The following is an 18,161-nucleotide window of genomic DNA, read 5'->3' as shown; positions in this document are numbered from 1 at the left end:
CGCGTCACCACTCTAAAAGCGGACGCAGAGCGTCCAGGGCGGCATTCCCACGCAGAGCGCGGGAACGATCGGTGGGTTACAGGCTTGGCAGCAACTTGGCCGGCACCAGTTCATTCAGGCAACGGCTGCCGAGCAGTTCGCTGGCGGCGATGATGTCCGGGGCGAAGAAACGGTCCTTGTCATAGAACGCCACCTTGTCACGCAACAGGCCACGGGCTTTTTCCAGTGTTGGCGAGGTTTTCAAGCCGTCGCGCAGATCCAGCCCCTGGCAGGCGGCCAGCCACTCAACAGCCAGAATGCCACGGGTGTTCTCGGCCATTTCCCACAGGCGCTTGCCCGCAGCCGGGGCCATGGACACGTGGTCTTCCTGGTTGGCCGACGTCGGCAGGCTGTCGACGCTATGGGGATGGGCCAGCGCCTTGTTTTCGCTGGCGAGGGCCGCAGCCGTGACTTGGGCGATCATGAAACCGGAGTTGACCCCACCATTGCCCACCAGGAACGGCGGCAATTGCGACATGTGCTTGTCCATCATCAACGAGGTACGGCGCTCACTGAGGGAGCCGATTTCGGCGATGGCCAGGGCCATATTGTCAGCGGCCATGGCCACCGGCTCGGCGTGAAAGTTACCGCCAGAAATCACATCGCCTTCAGCGGCAAACACCAGCGGGTTATCCGACACGGCGTTGGCTTCAACGACCAACACGTCGGCAGCCTGGCGGAACTGGGTCAGGCAGGCGCCCATCACTTGTGGCTGGCAACGCAGGGAATACGGGTCTTGCACCTTGTCGCAGTTCTGGTGCGACTGGGACACCTGGCTGCTTTCGCCGAGCAGGTCACGATAGGCCGCCGCCGAATCGATCTGCCCACGTTGGCCGCGCGCGGCATGAATACGCGCGTCGAACGGCGAGCGCGAGCCGAGCACCGCTTCCACGGTAAGGCCGCCGCAGACCAGCGCACCGGCGAACAGGTCTTCGCCCTCGAACAGGCCGCGCAAGGCGTAGGCGGTGGACACTTGGGTGCCGTTGAGCAGGGCCAGGCCTTCTTTGGCGGCGAGGGTCAGCGGCGTGAGGCCGGCGATTTTCAATGCGTCGGTGGCCGAAAGCCACTCGCCCTGGTAACGCGCCTTGCCTTCGCCGAGCAGCACCAGGGACATATGGGCCAGCGGCGCCAGGTCACCGGATGCACCGACCGAGCCCTTGAGCGGAATATGCGGGTAAACCTCGGCGTTGATCAGTGCGATCAGCGCGTCGATCACCTGTCGACGAATCCCGGAAAACCCACGGCTCAGGCTGTTGACCTTGAGCACCATGACCAGCCGCACCAGCGCATCGCTGATCGGCTCACCCACGCCGGCGGCGTGGGACAGCACCAGGGAACGCTGGAGATTTTCCAGGTCTTCGCTGGCGATGCGGGTCGAGGCCAGCAGGCCGAAACCGGTGTTGATGCCATACGCAGTGCGGTTCTCGGCGAGAATCTGCTCCACACAGGCCACGCTGGCTTCAATCTGGGCCGAGGCGCTGTCATCCAGGCTGAGGGTTACCGGCTGCTGGTAGATGGTCCGCAGTTGGGCGAGGCTCAGTTGGCCTGGAATCAGGTTTAGCGCAGTCACATTCGTTCTCCTTGTGAATTGTTCTTCTTGAATAGGTGTTCAGTGCACATTCGATAATGCGGTGTGTTTGAGCAGGTGGGCGGCGGCCGCGATGTCCGGCGCCAGCCAGCGGTCCTCTTCGTAGGCCGGTACAACTTCGCGCAGCAAGCGCCAGGCGCGGTCGGTGCCGGCGCCGAAACGCTGGTCCTTGAGGAACTCGAACGCCTGGGCCGCCAGCAGGTATTCGATGGCCAGAATCTGGGTAACGTTGGCCAGTAGCTGATGCAGCTTGAGCGCGGCATTGGTGCCCATGCTCAAGTGGTCTTCCTGCAGACCCGAGGTGACAAAGTTGTCGAGCACCGCCGGTTGCGCCAACTGGCGGTTTTGCCCGCACAAGGAAGCGGCGACGTACTGCACGATCATCATTCCGGAGTTGACCCCCGGGTTGCTCACCAGGAATGCCGGCAGACCGCTGACGTGCGGGTTGATCAGGCGGTCCAGGCGGCGTTCGGCCACCGAGCCGATCTCGGCCATGGCGATGGCGAGCATGTCGGCGGCCATTGCCACGGACTGCCCGTGGGGGTTGGCCTGGGACACCACGCGGTAGTTGCCCGGCGTGCCGAGCAGCAGCGGGTTATCCGTGGCGCTGTTGAGTTCGGTCTCGATCTGGCGGGTCGCGTGCTCCACCTGATCGCGCGCCGCGCCGTGGATTTGCGGGATCGAGCGCAGGCTCAGGGCGTCCTGGGTACGAATGCCGCGGCTGCTGGCGATCACTTCACTGCCGTCGAGCAAGGCGCGCAGATGGCGGCCGACGTGCTGCATGCCCGGGTGCGGCTTGAGGGCGATGATTGCTTCGTCGAACGCGTCGATCTGGCCGCGCTGGGCTTCAAAGCTCATGGCGCCGATCACGTCCGCCCATTCCAGCAAGTGATGCGCATCGGCCAGGGCCAGGCAGCTCAGGCCGGTCATGCACGGCGTGCCGTTGACCAGGCACAGCCCATCCTTGGCGCCGAGTACCACCGGCTGCAAACCTTCGGCTGCCAGCGCTGCTTGCGCGGTCACCACCTGGCCGCGATAGCTGACGTTGCCGACACCGAGCAGCGCCACGCCGACATGGGCCATGTGGGTCAGGTAACCGACTGACCCCTGGGACGGCACCTGCGGCGTGATGCCGTGGTTGAGCAGCGCCAGCAGCGCATGCACCACTTGCGGGTGCAGGCCGGATTTGCCGTGACAGTAGTTGATGATGGCGGCGCAGATGATCGCGCGAGTCTGCTCATCGCTCAGTACCGGACCGACACCACAGGCGTGGCTGAGCAAGGTGTTGCGCGACAACTGGCTCAGTTGCTCGCCCTCAAGCGAAACATTGCACAGCGCGCCCAGGCCGGTGTTCACCCCATAGGCGCGTTCGCCGCTGGCGACGATGCGCTGCACGATGGCCTGGGCATTGTCGATACGCGCCCAGGCGTGGCCCGAGAGTTCGAGCACGGCGCCATGGCGGGCGACGGCGACGACGTCCTGCCAGCGCAACGGGGTGTCGGCGAGGGTGATTTTTGTTGCCTGGGACATTTTCAGCCTCTTAAGTTGATCGTTCCCACGCTCTGCGTGGGAATGCCGCCTGGGACGCTCCGCGTCCCGCTGTCAGGGAGTGACGCAGAGCGTCACGGGATGCATTCCCACGCGGAGCGTGGGAACGATCAGTCAGACCACCGCCGCCCGCCGCTGAACGAACCGGTCCACATACTCATCCGCCGGCGAATGCAGAATCTCCCTGGGCGTGCCGACCTGAATCAGCTTGCCGTCCTTGAGGATCGCAATGCGGTTGCCGATGCGCACCGCCTCGTCGAGGTCGTGGGTGATAAATACGATGGTCTTATGCAGGGTCTTTTGCAGCTCAAGCAACTGGTCCTGCATCTCGGCGCGGATCAGTGGGTCGAGGGCGCTGAACGCCTCGTCCATCAGGATGATGTCGGTGTCGGCCGCCAGGGCGCGGGCCAGGCCGACACGTTGACGCATGCCGCCAGAGAGCTGGTGCGGGTATTTGTTTTCATAACCCTTGAGGCCCACGGTTTCGATCCAGTGCAGGGCGCGTTCGGCACACACCTGCTTGGTTTCACCGCGCACTTTCAAGCCATAGGCAACATTGTCGAGCACGCTCTTGTGGGGCAACAAGCCGAAGCTCTGGAACACCATGCTGATCTTGTGGCGACGGAATTGGCGCAAGGCCTCCATGTCCAGTTGCAGAATGTCTTCACCGTCGACCAGGATCGCGCCGCTGGTGGGGTCGATCAGGCGATTGAAGTGACGCACCAGGGTGGATTTGCCGGAGCCCGACAGGCCCATGATCACAAAGATCTCACCGGTGCCAATGCTCAGGGACAAGTCGTTCACGCCGACCACGCAACCGGTTTCGGCCAGCACCTGGTCCTTGGTCTTGCCCTGGCCAATCAGCGCCAGCGCTTCTTTGGAACGGTTGCCGAAGATCTTGAAGACGTTCTTGACTTCGATTTTGCTGACAGTAGTCATTTGCTCGCCTCATGCCGTGGACGACCATAGGCCTGGGTAATGCGGTCGATGACCACGGCAAGAATCACGATCGCCAGCCCGGCTTCGAGGCCTCGGCCGACGTTGAGGGTCTGGATGCCGACGAGTACGTCTTCACCCAAGCCACGGGCGCCGATCATCGAGGCGATCACCACCATCGACAACGCCATCATGGTGGTCTGGTTGATGCCCGCCATGATGCTCGGCAGCGCCAGCGGCAGTTGCACGCCGAACAGCTGCTGCCAACGGTTGGCGCCGAAGGCGTTGATGGCTTCCATGACTTCGCCGTCGACCTGGCGGATACCCAGGTCTGTGAGGCGGATCAGCGGCGGCGCGGCGTATATGACCGTGGCGAAAATCGCCGGCACCTTGCCCAGGCCAAACAGCATCAGCACCGGGATCAGGTACACGAAGCTGGGCATGGTTTGCATGATGTCGAGCAACGGCATCAATACCGAACGCAAGCGATTGCTGCGCGCGGAAAGAATGCCCAAGGGGATGCCGATCAGCACCGAGATCACCGTGGCGACCATCATCAGCGCCAGGGTCTGCATCAGTTTGTCCCACAGGCCGACCGCGCCGACGAGGAACAACAAACCGACAATCACGGCCGTGGTCACCACCTTGCGCGTGGCGTGCCAGGCGATGACGCCGACGATGGCCAGCATCAGCCACCAGGGCGCTGCGCGCAGCAGGCTTTCCAGATTGACGATGGCCCATAGCAGGGTGTCGGAAATGTGCCGGAACACGTCGCCGTAGTTGGTGACCAGCGAATCCACCCAACCGTTGACCCAGTCGGCAATGGAAAACGTAAAACTCTCAGGAAACATAGCGTGCTCTCGATCCAGTGGGTTGAGGCCAGGCGCCCGGCTGCCCCTCAGGGTAGCCGGACACGCTTGACCTACAAGGCCGCGTCGATTTTCTTGGCGGCGTCTTCGCTCACCCAGGCGTGCCAGACTTCAGGATGTTCCTTGAGGAAAATTTTCGCCAGTTTCGGCGACTCGATCCGCTCCTTGGCCATGCGGCCCAGGTTCTGGTTCAGCAGGTCGATGGGCAGGTTGACCTTTTCCAGCACGGCCACCAGTTCCGGCGCTTGCTCGTGGAAGGCCTTGGACAGGCCGACCTTGATGCTCACGCTTTTATCCACGCCCGGTTTTTCTTCCAGCTTGACCAGATCCACCTGGCCCATCAGCGGCGTCGGCGACCAGTAGTAGAACAGGATCGGCTCGCCGCGCTTGTAGCTCGACAACACCGCCGCATCCAGCGCCGGGCCGGTGCCGGGGCGGAAGTTGGTGTAGGTGCTTTCCAGGCCGTAGCTTTTGAGCATTTCACTGTTGTCCAGTTCGCAGGTCCAGCCGGCCGGGCAGTTGTAGAAGCGTCCCTTGGAGGGTTCTTCCTGGTCCTTGAACACCGCGGCGTACTTGGCCAGGTCGGCAATCGTCTTGAGGTCCGGGGCCTTGGCTTCCAGCTTGCGCTTGGCGTCGCCTTCGATCACGTAGCGCGGCACGTACCAGCCTTCGATGGCGCCAACCACGGGCGCACCGACGCCAACGACTTTGCCGGCCTTCTCGGCCTTGTTCCAGACTTCGCTGCGGCCGACCCACTCTTCGGCAAACACCTGAATGTCGTTGCTGCTCAGGGCGTTTTCCATGGTGATGGAATTGCCCGGCAGGCTGTCGGTTTTGCAGTTGTAGCCTTTCTCCAGCACGGTTTGCAGGATGTCGGTGAGCAACATGCCGCTTTCCCAGTTCAGGCCGGCGAACTTCACCGGCTTGCCGGATTCGCACCAGCCGGCCGCCTGAGCGCCGGCGCTTGCCAGCAAGCCCGCAGAAAGCAACGTGGTCAGCAGGGTCTTATGCATTTTCATTGTGTGACGCTCCCAATCATGAAATGGATTACGGCAGTCAAAAGGCATCCTGCCTTGTCCACGTCCCGTCAGGCCTGCGCCGCAGCGCGACCGATACCGCTTGTTTGCGTGGGTGCAACGCTGTCCTGCTCGACCGGCAGGATCAGTTGATCAGGCATCGTGCCGTGCCATTTTTTCGCGCACAGGTAGTACAGGGCCGCCGGCAACACCAGGCCGATGATCCAGGAGATATCCACCCCACCCAGGGTTTCTACCAGCGGGCCGGTATAGAACTTGGTGGAAATGAACGGCAGCTGCACCAGCACACCGAATACATAAACGCTGATGCCCAGGGGGTTCCAACGCCCGTAGCGACCTTTGGGGTCAGCCAGCGCTGGCACGTCATAACGCTCGCGGGTGATGCAGTAGTAATCCACCAGGTTGATCGCGCTCCAGGGCGTGAAGAACGCCAGCAGAAACAGGATGAACGACTTGAACGCCCCCAGGAACGAGTGCTGGCCGAGCAGCGCGATCAGGGTGGCCGTGCCGACAATCGCCAGCACGAACAGCAGGCGCTGCAGACGCGATACCCGCAGGTGGCCCTGGAAGCCGCTGATGATGGTCGCGATGCACATGAAACTGCCGTAGGAGTTCAGCGTGGAAATCGTGACCTTGCCGAACGCGATACTGAAGTACAGCAACGCCGCCGCTGCACCGCTGCCGCTCAGGCCAACGATGTAAGCCACTTCGTGCCCGGCGAATTGCCCGTTGGCCATCGCGGCGGCAAACACACCGAGAACCATTGCCACCTGCGCGCCGATGACCGACCCTGCGCCAGCCGCCAGGAAGGTTTTCACCGAGGAGGTGCTGCTCGGCAGGTAACGTGAGTAGTCCGCCACATAGGGCCCGAACGCGATTTGCCAGGACGCTGCCAGCGAAACCGCCAGCAAGAAGCTGCTCCAGCTGAAATGGCGGATCTGCAGCAATGCGCCGATGTCGGCCTGGCCCATCAAGCGGCTGAACAGGTAGACGAAGGCGATCACGCCGATGACGCTGGCGACGCGCCCGATGAAGTGGATCACCCGATACCCCAGCACCGTGACCAGCACGATGACACTGGCGAAGATCAGGATGCCGATGCTGTCGCTGACCCCGAACAACTGGCCCAGCGCCTGCCCGGACAATACGGTGCCGGTGGCGGTGAAGCCCAGGTACATCAGGCACACCAGCACGATCGGGATGGCCGCGCCATACACGCCGAACTGCACCCGGCTGGAAATCATCTGCGGCAGGCCAAGCTTGGGCCCCTGCGCCGCATGCAACGCCATCACCCCGCCGCCCAGCAGTTGGCCGATCAACAGACCGAACAACGACCAGAACACATCCCCGCCCAGCACCACGGCCAGGGCCCCGGTGACGATAGCCGTGATCTGCAGGTTGGCACCCAGCCACAGGGTGAACTGGCTCAATAGACGACCATGTCTTTCCGCTTCCGGGATGTAGTCGATCGAACGCCTTTCGATCAACGGGGTGGTGTCGTTTGCAGCCATGGGTGTTCAACCTCTGATGGATTGTTTTTATGTGCTACGCCAATCCAATGTGGGAGGGGGCTTGCCCCCGATAGCAGTGTGTCAGTCACTGATTTTCCGGCTGATACACCGCCATCGGGAGCAAGCCCCCTCCCACACTGGTTACTTGATCATTGGCAGGTTGAGGCCCTGTTCCTTGGCGCAATCGATCGCAATCTGGTAGCCCGCATCCGCATGCCGCATCACCCCGGTAGCCGGGTCGTTATGCAGCACCCGCGCAATGCGCTCGGCCGCTTCGTCGGTGCCGTCACACACGATCACCATGCCCGAGTGCTGGGAAAAGCCCATGCCGACGCCGCCGCCGTGGTGCAACGACACCCAGGTCGCGCCGCTCGCAGTGTTGAGCAAGGCATTGAGCAGCGGCCAGTCGGACACAGCGTCGGAGCCGTCCTGCATGGATTCGGTTTCACGGTTGGGGCTGGCCACTGAGCCGGAGTCGAGGTGGTCACGACCGATTACGACAGGCGCGGACAACTCGCCGCTGCGCACCATCTCGTTGAACGCCAGGCCGAGCTTGGCGCGCTGGCCCAGGCCGACCCAGCAGATACGCGCCGGCAAGCCCTGGAAGCTGATGCGCTCGCGGGCCATGTCCAACCAGTTGTGCAGGTGGGCGTCGTCGGGGATCAGTTCTTTGACTTTGGCGTCGGTCTTGTAGATGTCTTGCGGGTCGCCCGACAGCGCGGCCCAGCGGAACGGGCCGATACCCCGGCAGAACAGCGGGCGGATGTAGGCCGGTACGAAGCCTGGGAAATCGAAGGCGTTTTCCACGCCTTCTTCCTGGGCCATCTGGCGGATGTTATTACCGTAGTCGAAGGTCGGAATGCCTTGTTTCTGGAACTCGAGCATGGCTTTGACGTGCACAGCCATTGACTGTTTGGCGGCCTTGATCACAGCGCCAGGCTCGGTCTTGGCGCGGGCGCGGTATTCGTCCCAGGTCCAGCCGGCCGGCAGGTAGCCGTTGAGCGGGTCGTGGGCGCTGGTCTGGTCGGTGACCATGTCCGGGCGCACGCCACGCTTGACCAGCTCCGGCAGAATTTCAGCCGCGTTACCCAGCAGGGCAATGGAGATCGCCTTGCCTTCCTGGGTGTACTTGGCGATGCGCGCCAGGGCGTCGTCAAGGTCGGTGGCCTGCTCGTCGACATAGCGGCTGTTCAAGCGGAAATCGATGCTGACCTGCTGGCATTCGATGTTCAGCGAGCACGCGCCGGCGAGGGTCGCGGCCAAAGGTTGGGCACCGCCCATGCCGCCGAGGCCGGCAGTGAGCACCCAACGGCCTTTCAAATTGCTGTCGTAATGCTGGCGACCGGCTTCGACGAAGGTTTCGTAAGTGCCCTGGACGATGCCCTGACTGCCGATGTAGATCCAGCTGCCGGCGGTCATCTGGCCGTACATGGCCAAGCCCTTGGCATCCAGTTCATTGAAGTGTTCCCAGCTGGCCCAGTGCGGCACCAGGTTGGAGTTGGCAATCAGCACCCGCGGGGCATTGCTGTGGGTCTTGAACACGCCGACCGGCTTTCCGGATTGCACCAGCAGGGTTTCGTCGTCGTTCAGATTCGTAAGGCTCTCGACGATCTGGTCGTAGCACTCCCAGTTACGCGCGGCACGCCCGATACCGCCGTACACCACCAGCTCCTTGGGGTTCTCGGCCACTTGCGGGTCGAGGTTGTTCATCAGCATGCGCAGCGGCGCTTCAGTCAGCCAGCTTTTGGCAGTGAGCGTGTTACCACGGGCGGCGCGGATTTCGACGTCACGGTATTTTGTAGGCCTTGCTTTCGAAAAATCGGTCACTGCTGGACTCCTCGGCATGATGCGCGAACATGGATGGTGCGAAGGAGACTCTTACGCACACATCTTTACTTGTATGTACAAGCATATGCAATCAAGCGGCCAACTTTCAGAGCGAGGGTTTGGATTTTTTTCGAAAGCGCGTGGGAGCCTTGGAAATTAAGGCTTCGAGGCGTGATGAAATTTCTTACGAAGGAGTTTTGCAGCGAGGGAGGTTTGTCACGACAACGCGGCTTTGCGCCGCGCTGGGGCGTTAGGTAACAATTTGGTGCGGGGGCTGTGGAAACAGATCCTAAGAGCAACACAAAACAAACGTGGGAGGGGGCTTGCTCCCGATAGCGGTGTGTCAGTCAAAGATATATTGACTGATCCACCGCTATCGGGAGCAAGCCCCCTCCCACATTTTAACCGCGCGGGGTCAGTTCGATCAGGCAGCAGCGGCCACTCACCGAGATGTCCAGCAGGCCGGTGTTACCGTCCACCTGCAGGCAGTCGTGATGACCCAGCACATGGTCCAGCACCTTCACTTCATCCGCCACGCTGAACACCAGCACCGTCTGCGCCGAGCTGAAAAACCGCTGCACGCCATCCACCCATTGCAACCGCGCGTCATAACGCTGGGGTGAGTAGATCAGGTTGAAATCGCGGATCGGCCCGGTGATCAAGCGGCACGCCACCTGACTGTCACCCTTGAACGCGAACGGTTGCAGCGGTAACAAACCGCGCTGCTCCTCACCGTCCACGGTCAACACCATGCCCGCGCCCTTGATCACGGTGATCACGCGCTGGTAGCCGGCGAAGGTGGAAAACTCGCCCGACTCGGCAATATCGGCAATCGACAGGCGCCAGCCGAAACCATCGAGGCCGGTGCCCGCATCACGGGTGATTTCTTCGGTGCTGCCGCCGCCGTTCTTCCACGGCATGCGCACGTAGTCGGCAGCGCGCCAGACGTTGACTGAACTCATTTGCTGAAGCGTCCTTCGAGGCTGTGCCGGGAACCGGGGTGAATCAAGCGCGCGGCCGTCACCGGCTGGCGGCCAGACCAGGTGCGTCGGCGGATCAACAGGCAGGGCTCGCTCGGCTCGATCTGCAACAGCTTGCACTCGGCGGCATCGGCGAGGATGGCTTCAACCACATGCTCGCCCTCAGTCAACGGTGCGACCTGGTTGAGGTAGGCGTAGGGCGTTTGCTGGGTGAAATCCTGTTGCAGGTATTCCGGCGCGACCAGGGCGTTGACGAAACGGTCTTCGATCTGCACCGGAATGTCGTTTTCGAAATGCACGATCAGCGAGTGAAACACCCGCCCGCCTTCGCGCATTTCCAGCGCAACGGCACGTTCCGAACCGGCCGCTTCTTCGCCCAGGGTGATGACCTGGCACGTGTGCCGATGGCCGCGGGAGGCGATCTCATCGGCAATGTTGTGCACTTCAAACAGCGCCGACTGACTCTTGGGCTCGGCGACGAACGTACCGACGCCCTGCATGCGCACCAGCAAACCTTCGGCCGTGAGCTCGCGCAGCGCGCGGTTGATGGTCATGCGGCTGAAGCCCAGTTGGCTGACCAGCTCGCTCTCCGACGGCACGCGGTAATGGGGCGGCCAGTTGCCGTTGAGGATCTGCTGGCTGATCATCTGTTTGACGCGGGCATACAAGGGCGCCGGACTTTCGTCCATGTGGGCAGCCAGCGGAGACTTGGCAGGCGGAGTCGGCACAGGGAATCCTTGCAGGGGGAAAAGATGCATAGATTGCCGGAGTTTACCGAGCAGGCAAACATCTGTATATGTATATACAAATAAACACACGACCGGGGCGCCTTGATCATGTCCGCTTTCTTTGCCGAACGCGCGCTGCTGCCTGATGGCTGGGCCAATGATGTACGTCTTGAAGTCAGCGCCGATGGGGTCCTGATACAGGTTGAGGCCAATGCCAGCGCAGAGGGTGCCGAACGGCTCAGAGGCCCGGTACTGGCCGGCATGCCCAACCTGCATTCTCACGCTTTCCAGCGCGCCATGGCGGGGTTGGCGGAAGTGGCGGGTAACCCCAATGACAGCTTCTGGACCTGGCGTGACCTGATGTACCGCATGGTCGGCAAGATCAACCCGGAGCAGTTGCAGATCATCGCCCGCCAGCTGTACATCGAGATGCTCAAGGCCGGCTACACCTCGGTGGCCGAGTTTCATTATGTGCATCACGACGTCAGTGGCCAGCCCTATGCCGACCGCACTGAGCTGTCGCGCCAGATCAGCCAGGCCGCCGCCAGCAGTGGCATCGGCTTGACGCTGGTGCCGGTGCTTTATACGCATTCGGGGTTCGGTGGCCAGGCGCCCAACGACGGCCAGCGCAGGTTTATCAACAGCACCGACAACTACCTGGATCTGCAGGCGCGCTTGCAGCCGATGCTCGCCGCGCAACCTGCGCAGCAACTGGGCCTGTGTTTCCACTCCCTGCGTGCGGTCACGCCCGAGCAGATCAAGGACGTGCTGGCCGCCAGTGATAAGGCGTGCCCGGTGCACATTCACATTGCCGAACAGCAAAAAGAAGTTGACGACTGCCTGGCCTGGAGCGGCAAACGCCCGTTGCAGTGGCTGTACGACAACGTGGACGTCGACGAGCGCTGGTGCCTGGTGCACGCCACTCACGCCGATGCCGACGAAGTCGCGCGCATGGCCAGGAGCCGGGCGATTGCCGGTTTGTGCCTGACCACCGAAGCCAACCTGGGCGACGGGATTTTCCCGGCGGTGGATTTTCTGGCCCAGGGCGGGCGCATGGGCATCGGGTCCGACAGCCATGTGTCACTGAGCGTGGTGGAAGAACTGCGCTGGTTGGAATACGGCCAGCGCCTGCGCGATCAACGGCGCAATCGCTTGTATCGCAATGACCAGCCGATGGTCGGCCGTACGCTGTTCGATGCCGCATTGGACGGCGGCGCCCAGGCATTGGGCCAGCCGATTGGTCGATTGGAGGTGGGCAAGCGCGCGGATTGGATCGTGCTGGACGGCAACGACCCTTACCTGGCGACAGCGACAGAGGACGGCATTCTGAATCGCTGGCTGTTCGCTGGCGGTGATCGACAGGTACGGGATGTGCTGGTCAACGGCCAGTGGGTGGTGCGGGATGGGCATCATGCCGGCGAGGAAGAAAGCAGCCGGGCATTCACTCAAGTCTTGAGAAACTTACTCGGTTAAAAATGTGGGAGGGGGCTTGCTCCCGATGGCGATGTATCAGTATCAGATGCGCTGATTGACACACTGCTATCGGGGGCAAGCCCCCTCCCACATTTTTACTGCGAGGTTTTCGCCATCTGCTTGTCGGACGTGCGCCAGATCAAACGCGTGGTGTCATACCCCTGCTGTCGTGCTCTGCTCAAGAGGTCTTCACGCGTATCGGCGCTTACCGTTGGCGTACGCGACAAAATCCACATGTAACGCCGGCTCGGGCTGCCGACGATGGCGGTCTTGTAGTCATCGCTGACATACAGCACCCAGTAATCGCCCTTGGCAACGCCCGGCAACAACGACGTAAACCAGTTATCGAATTCTACCCAGAGCTTGTCGGTCTTGCCCGGCACTTGCGGCGTGGCCGTGCCTTTGGCTTCCTGCCATTTCCACTCAGGCGTCAGGCAGCGATTGAACACCGACATGTCGCCATCCGGCAACAAGGTGTAGCGGGCTTCGGACTGCGCGCAGTTGCGCTGGAAGTACATCGGCAAGCGAGCCAACTCATACCAGGTGCCCTGGTAACGCTTGAGGTTGACGTTGCTCGCGGTCTTGGGTTGCAGATCATCGCCAGAATGGCTGGCGCAGCCCGCCAAAAACAGGCTGGCGCAAAGGAACACAACAAAACGCATCATTCTTCTTCTCCCGCAGGCTCGCGCCCCGGTTTACTTCAGGCCTTGCCCGGAAAACATCAGAACTTTGTCACCGGCGTACTGCACGCTGATAAAGCTGTTTTTATCGCCCCAGGTGCAGCTGGACATGCCCAGTGCGCCGGAACAATCGGTCGGCTTGCCCAACAACGACTCCACCTCGGCCTTGGCCATGCCGGCCGACAGCTTCTGGTAATTTTCTTGGTTGACCTTGCTGCAGGCGGCTAACAGCACGCAAAAAGCCAGCAGGGCGAGACGGCGTAAAGACATGGAAAAGCTCCTGGAGAGACAAAGCAGCTGGGGTATCTGCCAGAAGCTTAGAAGGGAAAAGAGGTGTCTGGTTCCCGACGAGCGAAAACAAAAAAGCCCCGAAAACGCTGAAACGTTTCGGGGCTTCTTTAACGGTGATCCGCCTCACAACACGGCGGATAACCTATCGCAGCAGCTTACTTCTTGTGATACGCCGTCACACGCTCAACTTCTTCCTTGGAACCCAGGAACACCGCCACACGCTGGTGCAAGCCTTCGGGCTGGATGTCGAGGATGCGCTGGTGGCCGTCAGTGGATGCGCCGCCCGCCTGCTCCACCAGGAACGACATCGGGTTGGCTTCGTACATCAGGCGCAGTTTGCCCGGCTTGGACGGTTCGCGGCCGTCACGTGGGTACATGAACAAGCCACCACGGGTCAGGATGCGGTGCACATCGGCAACCATGGCCGCGACCCAGCGCATGTTGAAGTTTTTCTTCAGCGGGCCTTCTTCGCCTTCCATCAACTCGTTGACGTAGCGCTTCACCGGTTCTTCCCAGTGACGCTGGTTGGACATGTTGATCGCAAATTCCTGGGTGGAGGCCGGAATGGAGATGTCTTCGTGGGTGAGTACGAAGCTGCCCATTTCGCGGTCCAGGGTGAAGCCCTTGACGCCATCGCCCAGGGTCAGCACCAGCATGGTCTGTGGGCCGTAGATCGCGTAACCGGCGGCGACCTGCTCGGTGCCCGGCTGCAGGAAGGCCTTTTCGTTCAGGGCTTCGTTCTGGCTCAGGTATTCGTTCGGGCAACGCAGTACCGAGAAGATAGTACCGACCGGCGCGTTGATGTCGATATTGGACGAACCGTCCAGTGGGTCGAATACCAACAGGTATGCGCCTTTGGGGTATTTGCCCGGAATCTGGTAGGCATTGTCCATTTCCTCGGAGGCCATGCCGGCCAGGTGACCGCCCCATTCGTTGGCTTCGAGCAGGATTTCGTTGGAGATAACGTCGAGCTTTTTCTGCACTTCGCCCTGCACGTTTTCAGTGCCCATGCTGCCCAGGACACCACCCAGTGCGCCTTTGGACACGGCGTGGCTGATCTCCTTGCAAGCACGCGCCACCACTTCGATAAGGAAGCGCAGATCGGCAGGCGTGTTGTTGCTGCGGGTCTGCTCGATCAAATAGCGACTCAAGGTAACGCGGGACATGGACGGCTCCGGAGAATGGGGGGGCTTAAAAACCCGCGCAGTTTAACGCGAGTCGGGGCTGATTTCCTCTAATCAGAGGATTTAACGCCAATAGAGTTCACGGGTTGGCGCAACGGCTATCTCCAATAACGCTGCATCTATGCAGAACCCCATGTGGGAGGGGCTTGCTCCCGATAGCGGTGTGCCAGTCGACATAGCTGTTAACTGATAGACCGCTATCGGGAGCAAGCCCCCTCCCACATTTTTTACTGCGGTGTTTAGTCGAGGGCTTTCCAGATCTCGGTGGCGTATTCGCGGATCGTCCGGTCCGAGGAGAACCAGCCCATCCGCGCCGTATTCAGCACCGCCGAGCGCCACCAGGCCTTGGAGTCATGCCAATGCGCCTCGACCCGCGTCTGGGCGTCCCAGTAGGAGTCGAAGTCGGCACACACCAGGAAGCGGTCGCAGTCGATCAGCCCGTCGATCAAACCCACATACCGGCCCGGATCATCCGGCGAGAACACACCGCCACGGATCGCCTGCAGCACATCGCTCAAGCGATGGGAGGCAGCGATTTCCGACCCGGCGTTGAATTCACCGGCGTGCTTGCGGGCTTCGACCTGCTGGGCACTGAGGCCGAAGATGAACATGTGCTCGGCGCCCACCCGCTCGTGCATTTCCACGTTGGCACCGTCCATGGTGCCGATGGTCAGCGCGCCGTTGAGGCCGAACTTCATGTTACTGGTACCCGAGGCTTCGAAACCGGCGGTGGAGATCTGCTCAGACAAGTCCGCCGCCGGGATGATGCTTTCCGCCAGGCTGACGTTGTAGTTGGGCAGGAAAACCACCTTGAGCAGGCCGCGTACGGTAGGGTCATTGTTGACGGTGCGCGCGATATCGTTGGTCAGCTTGATGATCAGCTTGGCCTGGTGATAACTCGCCGCCGCCTTGCCGGCGAAAATTTTCACCCGCGGCACCCAATCGACCTCCGGCTCGGCCCGGATCGCCTGATACAGCGCCACGGTGTGCAGCAGGTTGAGCAGCTGGCGCTTGTATTCGTGGATCCGTTTGACCTGCACGTCGAACATCGCCGCCGGGTTCACCGAAATACCCAGGCGCTCATGGATGATCTCGGCCAGCGCTCGCTTGCTGTGCAGGCGTTGGTCGGCGAAGGCTTTGCGGAAGGTCTGTTTCTCGGCGAAGGTTTCCAGCTCGCCCAGGCGGGTTTCCATGTTGTCGAGAATGTCAGGGCCCAGGGCTTGCACCAGCATATCGGTGAGCTTGGGGTTGGCCTGGTACAGCCAGCGGCGGAAGGTGATGCCGTTGGTTTTGTTGTTGATGCGCTCCGGGTAGAGCTTATGCAGTTCGGAAAACACCGTGCTGCGCATCAGCTGAGTGTGCAGACCGGACACGCCGTTGACACTGTGGGAACCGAGGAACGCCAGGTTGCCCATGCGCACACGGCGACCGTTGTCTTCTTCAATCAACGACACGGCGCGCAGCACGTCGAAGTCGTGAATGCCCTTGGCGCGCAGCGAGTCGATGTGCTGGGCGTTGATCAGGTAGATGATCTGCATATGCCGGGGCAGCATGCGTTCCATCAAACCGACCGGCCAGGTTTCCAATGCCTCGGGCAGCAAGGTGTGGTTGGTGTAGGAAAGCGTTTCGACGGTGACGTCCCACGCCGCTTCCCACGGAATGTCGTGCAGGTCGACCAACTGGCGCATCAACTCGGCCACGGCGATGGACGGGTGGGTATCGTTGAGCTGGATGGCGGCGTGTTCGCCCAGGCTCAGCACCGAGCCGTGCATGTTCTTGTGGCGGCGCAGCAAGTCTTGCAACGAAGCGGAAACGAAGAAGTATTCCTGGCGCAGGCGCAGTTCCTGCCCCGCTTCGGTGCTGTCGGCCGGGTACAGCACACGCGAGATGCTCTCGGCCCGCGCCACTTCGGCGACGGCGCCCAGGTGGTCACCGGCGTTGAAGCGTTCCAGGTGCAAATCTTCGACCGCCCGTGCGCGCCACAGGCGCAAGGTATTGACGCTGGCGCCACGCCAGCCGACCACCGGAGTGTCGTAGGCCACCGCGCGCACGGTTTCGCTGGGCGACCACACTTGGATCATCTTGCCGGACGCGTCCGCCAGGGTTTCCACGCTGCCGCCAAAACCGATCGGGTAGATCACTTCGGCGCGCTCGAACTCCCACGGGTTACCGAAATCCAGCCAGCGCTCGGTCTGCTCCTGCTGCCAGCCATCGACAATCGCCTGGCGGAACAAGCCGTGTTCGTAACGAATGCCATAACCGTGGCCGGCAATGCCCAGGGTCGACATGCTTTCCATGAAGCACGCCGCCAGACGGCCCAAGCCACCGTTGCCCAGCGCCGCGTCGGGTTCGAGCAGGCGAATGCGCTCAAGGTCCACGCCAAGCTCCGACAGCGCTTCGCGCGCGATCTCCAGCACGCCGAGGTTGCTCAGGCTGTCGTAGAGCAAGCGGCCGATAAGAAATTCCAGCGAGAGGTAATAAACCCGTTTCTGGCCTTTGCGGTAGATGCGCCGCGTATGGTCCATCCAGTGGTCGACCATCTGGTCGCGGGCGGCCAGGGCAATGGCTTCGAACCAGTCGTGGTCGAAGGCGTGATCCGGGTCCTTGCCCACCGCGTAGGTGAGCTTGGTCAAGACAGCATCGCGAAATGCGGCTACCTCTGCTTCTCGTGCAAGTGGTTCCTGAGACATCAATTGCGACCTCGGGCGAGATAGAAGGAGTTGCTAGAGCCTAGACGGTCTGACAGACGGTAGACGCTCTGGTTCGTCAGTTTTTTAACTCATTGAGCGTTGCATGAATTTGATGCAGAGGTCGTGCCTGATCGCCGTTCGCGCAGAAACTCTGAAAAGGTTGTTCAAAAAACCACCAATCCCGGTATGATCGCGCGCCCGGATACAGCCCCACCTTTTGGAACCCTGATGAAGCCTCAACTGATCGCCGCCGCGGAACTCGACCGTCTCGAGACCTGGCAGAAATATTCCGCCCACATGTGCGGTGGCTGCGTGTCCAGCTGCTGCACGCTGCCGGTCGAAGTGAAGATCAAGGACCTGATCCGCATCGGCATCGTCGATGAGTTCGAGCGCGGCGACCCGCCGAAGAACATCGCCAAGCGTTTGCAGAAGGAAGGCATCGTCGAGCGCTTCAATTCCAAATCCGAGATTTTTACTTTGCAGCGCATGAGCAACAACGACTGCCTGTACCTGGATCGTAAGACGCGCTTTTGCACTATTTATGACAAGCGCCCGGATACCTGCCGCAACCACCCGAAAATCGGGCCGCGGCCGGGGTATTGCGCGTACAAGCCGAAAGAAGTGGTGCGCGAGACTAATTTCAAGACACTCGACAAGTTCTGATGATCGTTCCCACGCTCCGCGTGGGAACGCAGCCCTGGACGCTCCGCGTCCGCTCTTAAAGGCGGGACGCAGAGCGTACCCAGAGGCATTCCCACGCAGAGCGTGGGAACGATCAGA

Annotated in this window: 15 protein-coding genes; 2 read left to right on the top strand and 13 right to left on the bottom strand. The window is 61.4% G+C overall.

What is annotated here, in order from left to right; all coding sequences use genetic code 11:
- Window positions 1–76: 76 nt before the first annotated feature.
- From hutH (C4J91_RS01845) to hutC, 9 genes are all read right to left on the bottom strand, one after another.
- On the bottom strand, window positions 77–1,609 hold the full coding sequence (gene hutH, locus C4J91_RS01845) for a histidine ammonia-lyase (RefSeq protein WP_124360882.1): 1,533 nt from the start codon (window positions 1,607–1,609) through the stop codon (window positions 77–79).
- 39 nt (window positions 1,610–1,648) lie between these two features.
- Window positions 1,649–3,157 carry a histidine ammonia-lyase gene (gene hutH, locus C4J91_RS01840; protein ID WP_124360881.1) on the bottom strand — a complete coding sequence of 503 codons (1,509 nt, stop codon included), beginning with the start codon at window positions 3,155–3,157 and terminating at the stop codon, window positions 1,649–1,651.
- A 132-nt stretch (window positions 3,158–3,289) separates the two neighbouring features.
- On the bottom strand, window positions 3,290–4,114 hold the full coding sequence (locus tag C4J91_RS01835) for a glycine betaine/L-proline ABC transporter ATP-binding protein (protein ID WP_124360880.1): 825 nt from the start codon (window positions 4,112–4,114) through the stop codon (window positions 3,290–3,292).
- Complete coding sequence (locus tag C4J91_RS01830) at window positions 4,111–4,962, bottom strand: proline/glycine betaine ABC transporter permease (RefSeq protein WP_124360879.1); 852 nt, start codon at window positions 4,960–4,962, stop codon at window positions 4,111–4,113. The genes C4J91_RS01835 and C4J91_RS01830 overlap by 4 nt, the downstream gene beginning before the upstream one ends.
- 71 nt (window positions 4,963–5,033) lie before the next feature.
- Entirely contained in the window at window positions 5,034–5,999 is a 966-nt protein-coding gene (locus C4J91_RS01825) for an ABC transporter substrate-binding protein (RefSeq protein ID WP_124360878.1), read from the bottom strand.
- Between the two features lie 68 nt (window positions 6,000–6,067).
- Entirely contained in the window at window positions 6,068–7,528 is a 1,461-nt protein-coding gene (locus C4J91_RS01820; RefSeq protein WP_124360877.1) for a cytosine permease, read from the bottom strand.
- A gap of 141 nt (window positions 7,529–7,669) precedes the next feature.
- A complete protein-coding gene (hutU, locus tag C4J91_RS01815) occupies window positions 7,670–9,373 on the bottom strand; it encodes a urocanate hydratase (protein WP_124360876.1) in 1,704 nt (567 codons plus the stop codon).
- A gap of 383 nt (window positions 9,374–9,756) precedes the next feature.
- Entirely contained in the window at window positions 9,757–10,317 is a 561-nt protein-coding gene (locus tag C4J91_RS01810) for a HutD family protein (RefSeq protein ID WP_124360875.1), read from the bottom strand.
- Window positions 10,314–11,093: a histidine utilization repressor gene (hutC, locus tag C4J91_RS01805; protein ID WP_177412738.1), complete on the bottom strand. Its 780-nt coding sequence runs from the start codon at window positions 11,091–11,093 to the stop codon at window positions 10,314–10,316. Before hutC ends, C4J91_RS01810 begins: the two co-directional genes overlap by 4 nt.
- Before the next feature lie 78 nt (window positions 11,094–11,171).
- Here hutC and C4J91_RS01800 point away from each other — a divergent pair, with 78 nt between their 5' ends.
- Window positions 11,172–12,536, top strand: coding sequence for a formimidoylglutamate deiminase (locus tag C4J91_RS01800; protein ID WP_124360873.1), 1,365 nt, complete (start codon window positions 11,172–11,174; stop codon window positions 12,534–12,536).
- Window positions 12,537–12,631: 95 nt separating this feature from the next.
- Here C4J91_RS01800 and C4J91_RS01795 read toward each other — a convergent pair whose 3' ends face one another.
- From C4J91_RS01795 to C4J91_RS01780, 4 genes are all read right to left on the bottom strand, one after another.
- Window positions 12,632–13,201, bottom strand: coding sequence for a lipocalin family protein (locus C4J91_RS01795; protein ID WP_124360872.1), 570 nt, complete (start codon window positions 13,199–13,201; stop codon window positions 12,632–12,634).
- A 30-nt stretch (window positions 13,202–13,231) separates the two neighbouring features.
- Window positions 13,232–13,486: a lipoprotein gene (locus tag C4J91_RS01790; protein WP_033897714.1), complete on the bottom strand. Its 255-nt coding sequence runs from the start codon at window positions 13,484–13,486 to the stop codon at window positions 13,232–13,234.
- Window positions 13,487–13,662: 176 nt separating this feature from the next.
- Complete coding sequence (locus tag C4J91_RS01785; protein ID WP_124360871.1) at window positions 13,663–14,673, bottom strand: class 1 fructose-bisphosphatase; 1,011 nt, start codon at window positions 14,671–14,673, stop codon at window positions 13,663–13,665.
- A gap of 257 nt (window positions 14,674–14,930) precedes the next feature.
- A complete protein-coding gene (locus tag C4J91_RS01780) occupies window positions 14,931–17,381 on the bottom strand; it encodes a glycogen/starch/alpha-glucan phosphorylase (protein WP_124360870.1) in 2,451 nt (816 codons plus the stop codon).
- A gap of 228 nt (window positions 17,382–17,609) precedes the next feature.
- Between C4J91_RS01780 and C4J91_RS01775 the strand changes: the two genes are divergently transcribed.
- Window positions 17,610–18,044 (top strand): YkgJ family cysteine cluster protein, encoded by a 435-nt coding sequence (locus C4J91_RS01775; RefSeq protein ID WP_003237464.1) that lies wholly within the window; start codon window positions 17,610–17,612, stop codon window positions 18,042–18,044.
- Window positions 18,045–18,161 lie beyond the last annotated feature (117 nt).

Origin of the sequence: Pseudomonas sp. R3-52-08, assembly GCF_003851745.1 — a bacterium.
Lineage (GTDB): Bacteria > Pseudomonadota > Gammaproteobacteria > Pseudomonadales > Pseudomonadaceae > Aquipseudomonas.
Note: the sequence above shows the minus strand (reverse complement) of the source record. Positions and strands in the feature narration are given on the sequence as shown.

Bases quoted from the DNA above. Each gene is read 5' to 3' on its own strand.
- C4J91_RS01795 (WP_124360872.1), bottom strand. From the start codon at position 13,201: ATGATGCGTTTTGTTGTGTTCCTTTGCGCCAGCCTGTTTTTGGCGGGC.
- hutU (WP_124360876.1), bottom strand. From the start codon at position 9,373: ATGCCGAGGAGTCCAGCAGTGACCGATTTTTCGAAAGCAAGGCCTACA.
- C4J91_RS01800 (WP_124360873.1), top strand. From the start codon at position 11,172: ATGTCCGCTTTCTTTGCCGAACGCGCGCTGCTGCCTGATGGCTGGGCC.
- C4J91_RS01820 (WP_124360877.1), bottom strand. From the start codon at position 7,528: ATGGCTGCAAACGACACCACCCCGTTGATCGAAAGGCGTTCGATCGAC.
- C4J91_RS01780 (WP_124360870.1), bottom strand. From the start codon at position 17,381: ATGTCTCAGGAACCACTTGCACGAGAAGCAGAGGTAGCCGCATTTCGC.
- C4J91_RS01790 (WP_033897714.1), bottom strand. From the start codon at position 13,486: ATGTCTTTACGCCGTCTCGCCCTGCTGGCTTTTTGCGTGCTGTTAGCC.
- C4J91_RS01785 (WP_124360871.1), bottom strand. From the start codon at position 14,673: ATGTCCCGCGTTACCTTGAGTCGCTATTTGATCGAGCAGACCCGCAGC.
- C4J91_RS01830 (WP_124360879.1), bottom strand. From the start codon at position 4,962: ATGTTTCCTGAGAGTTTTACGTTTTCCATTGCCGACTGGGTCAACGGT.
- C4J91_RS01825 (WP_124360878.1), bottom strand. From the start codon at position 5,999: ATGAAAATGCATAAGACCCTGCTGACCACGTTGCTTTCTGCGGGCTTG.
- C4J91_RS01835 (WP_124360880.1), bottom strand. From the start codon at position 4,114: ATGACTACTGTCAGCAAAATCGAAGTCAAGAACGTCTTCAAGATCTTC.
- hutH (WP_124360881.1), bottom strand. From the start codon at position 3,157: ATGTCCCAGGCAACAAAAATCACCCTCGCCGACACCCCGTTGCGCTGG.
- C4J91_RS01775 (WP_003237464.1), top strand. From the start codon at position 17,610: ATGAAGCCTCAACTGATCGCCGCCGCGGAACTCGACCGTCTCGAGACC.
- C4J91_RS01810 (WP_124360875.1), bottom strand. From the start codon at position 10,317: ATGAGTTCAGTCAACGTCTGGCGCGCTGCCGACTACGTGCGCATGCCG.
- hutC (WP_177412738.1), bottom strand. From the start codon at position 11,093: ATGCATCTTTTCCCCCTGCAAGGATTCCCTGTGCCGACTCCGCCTGCC.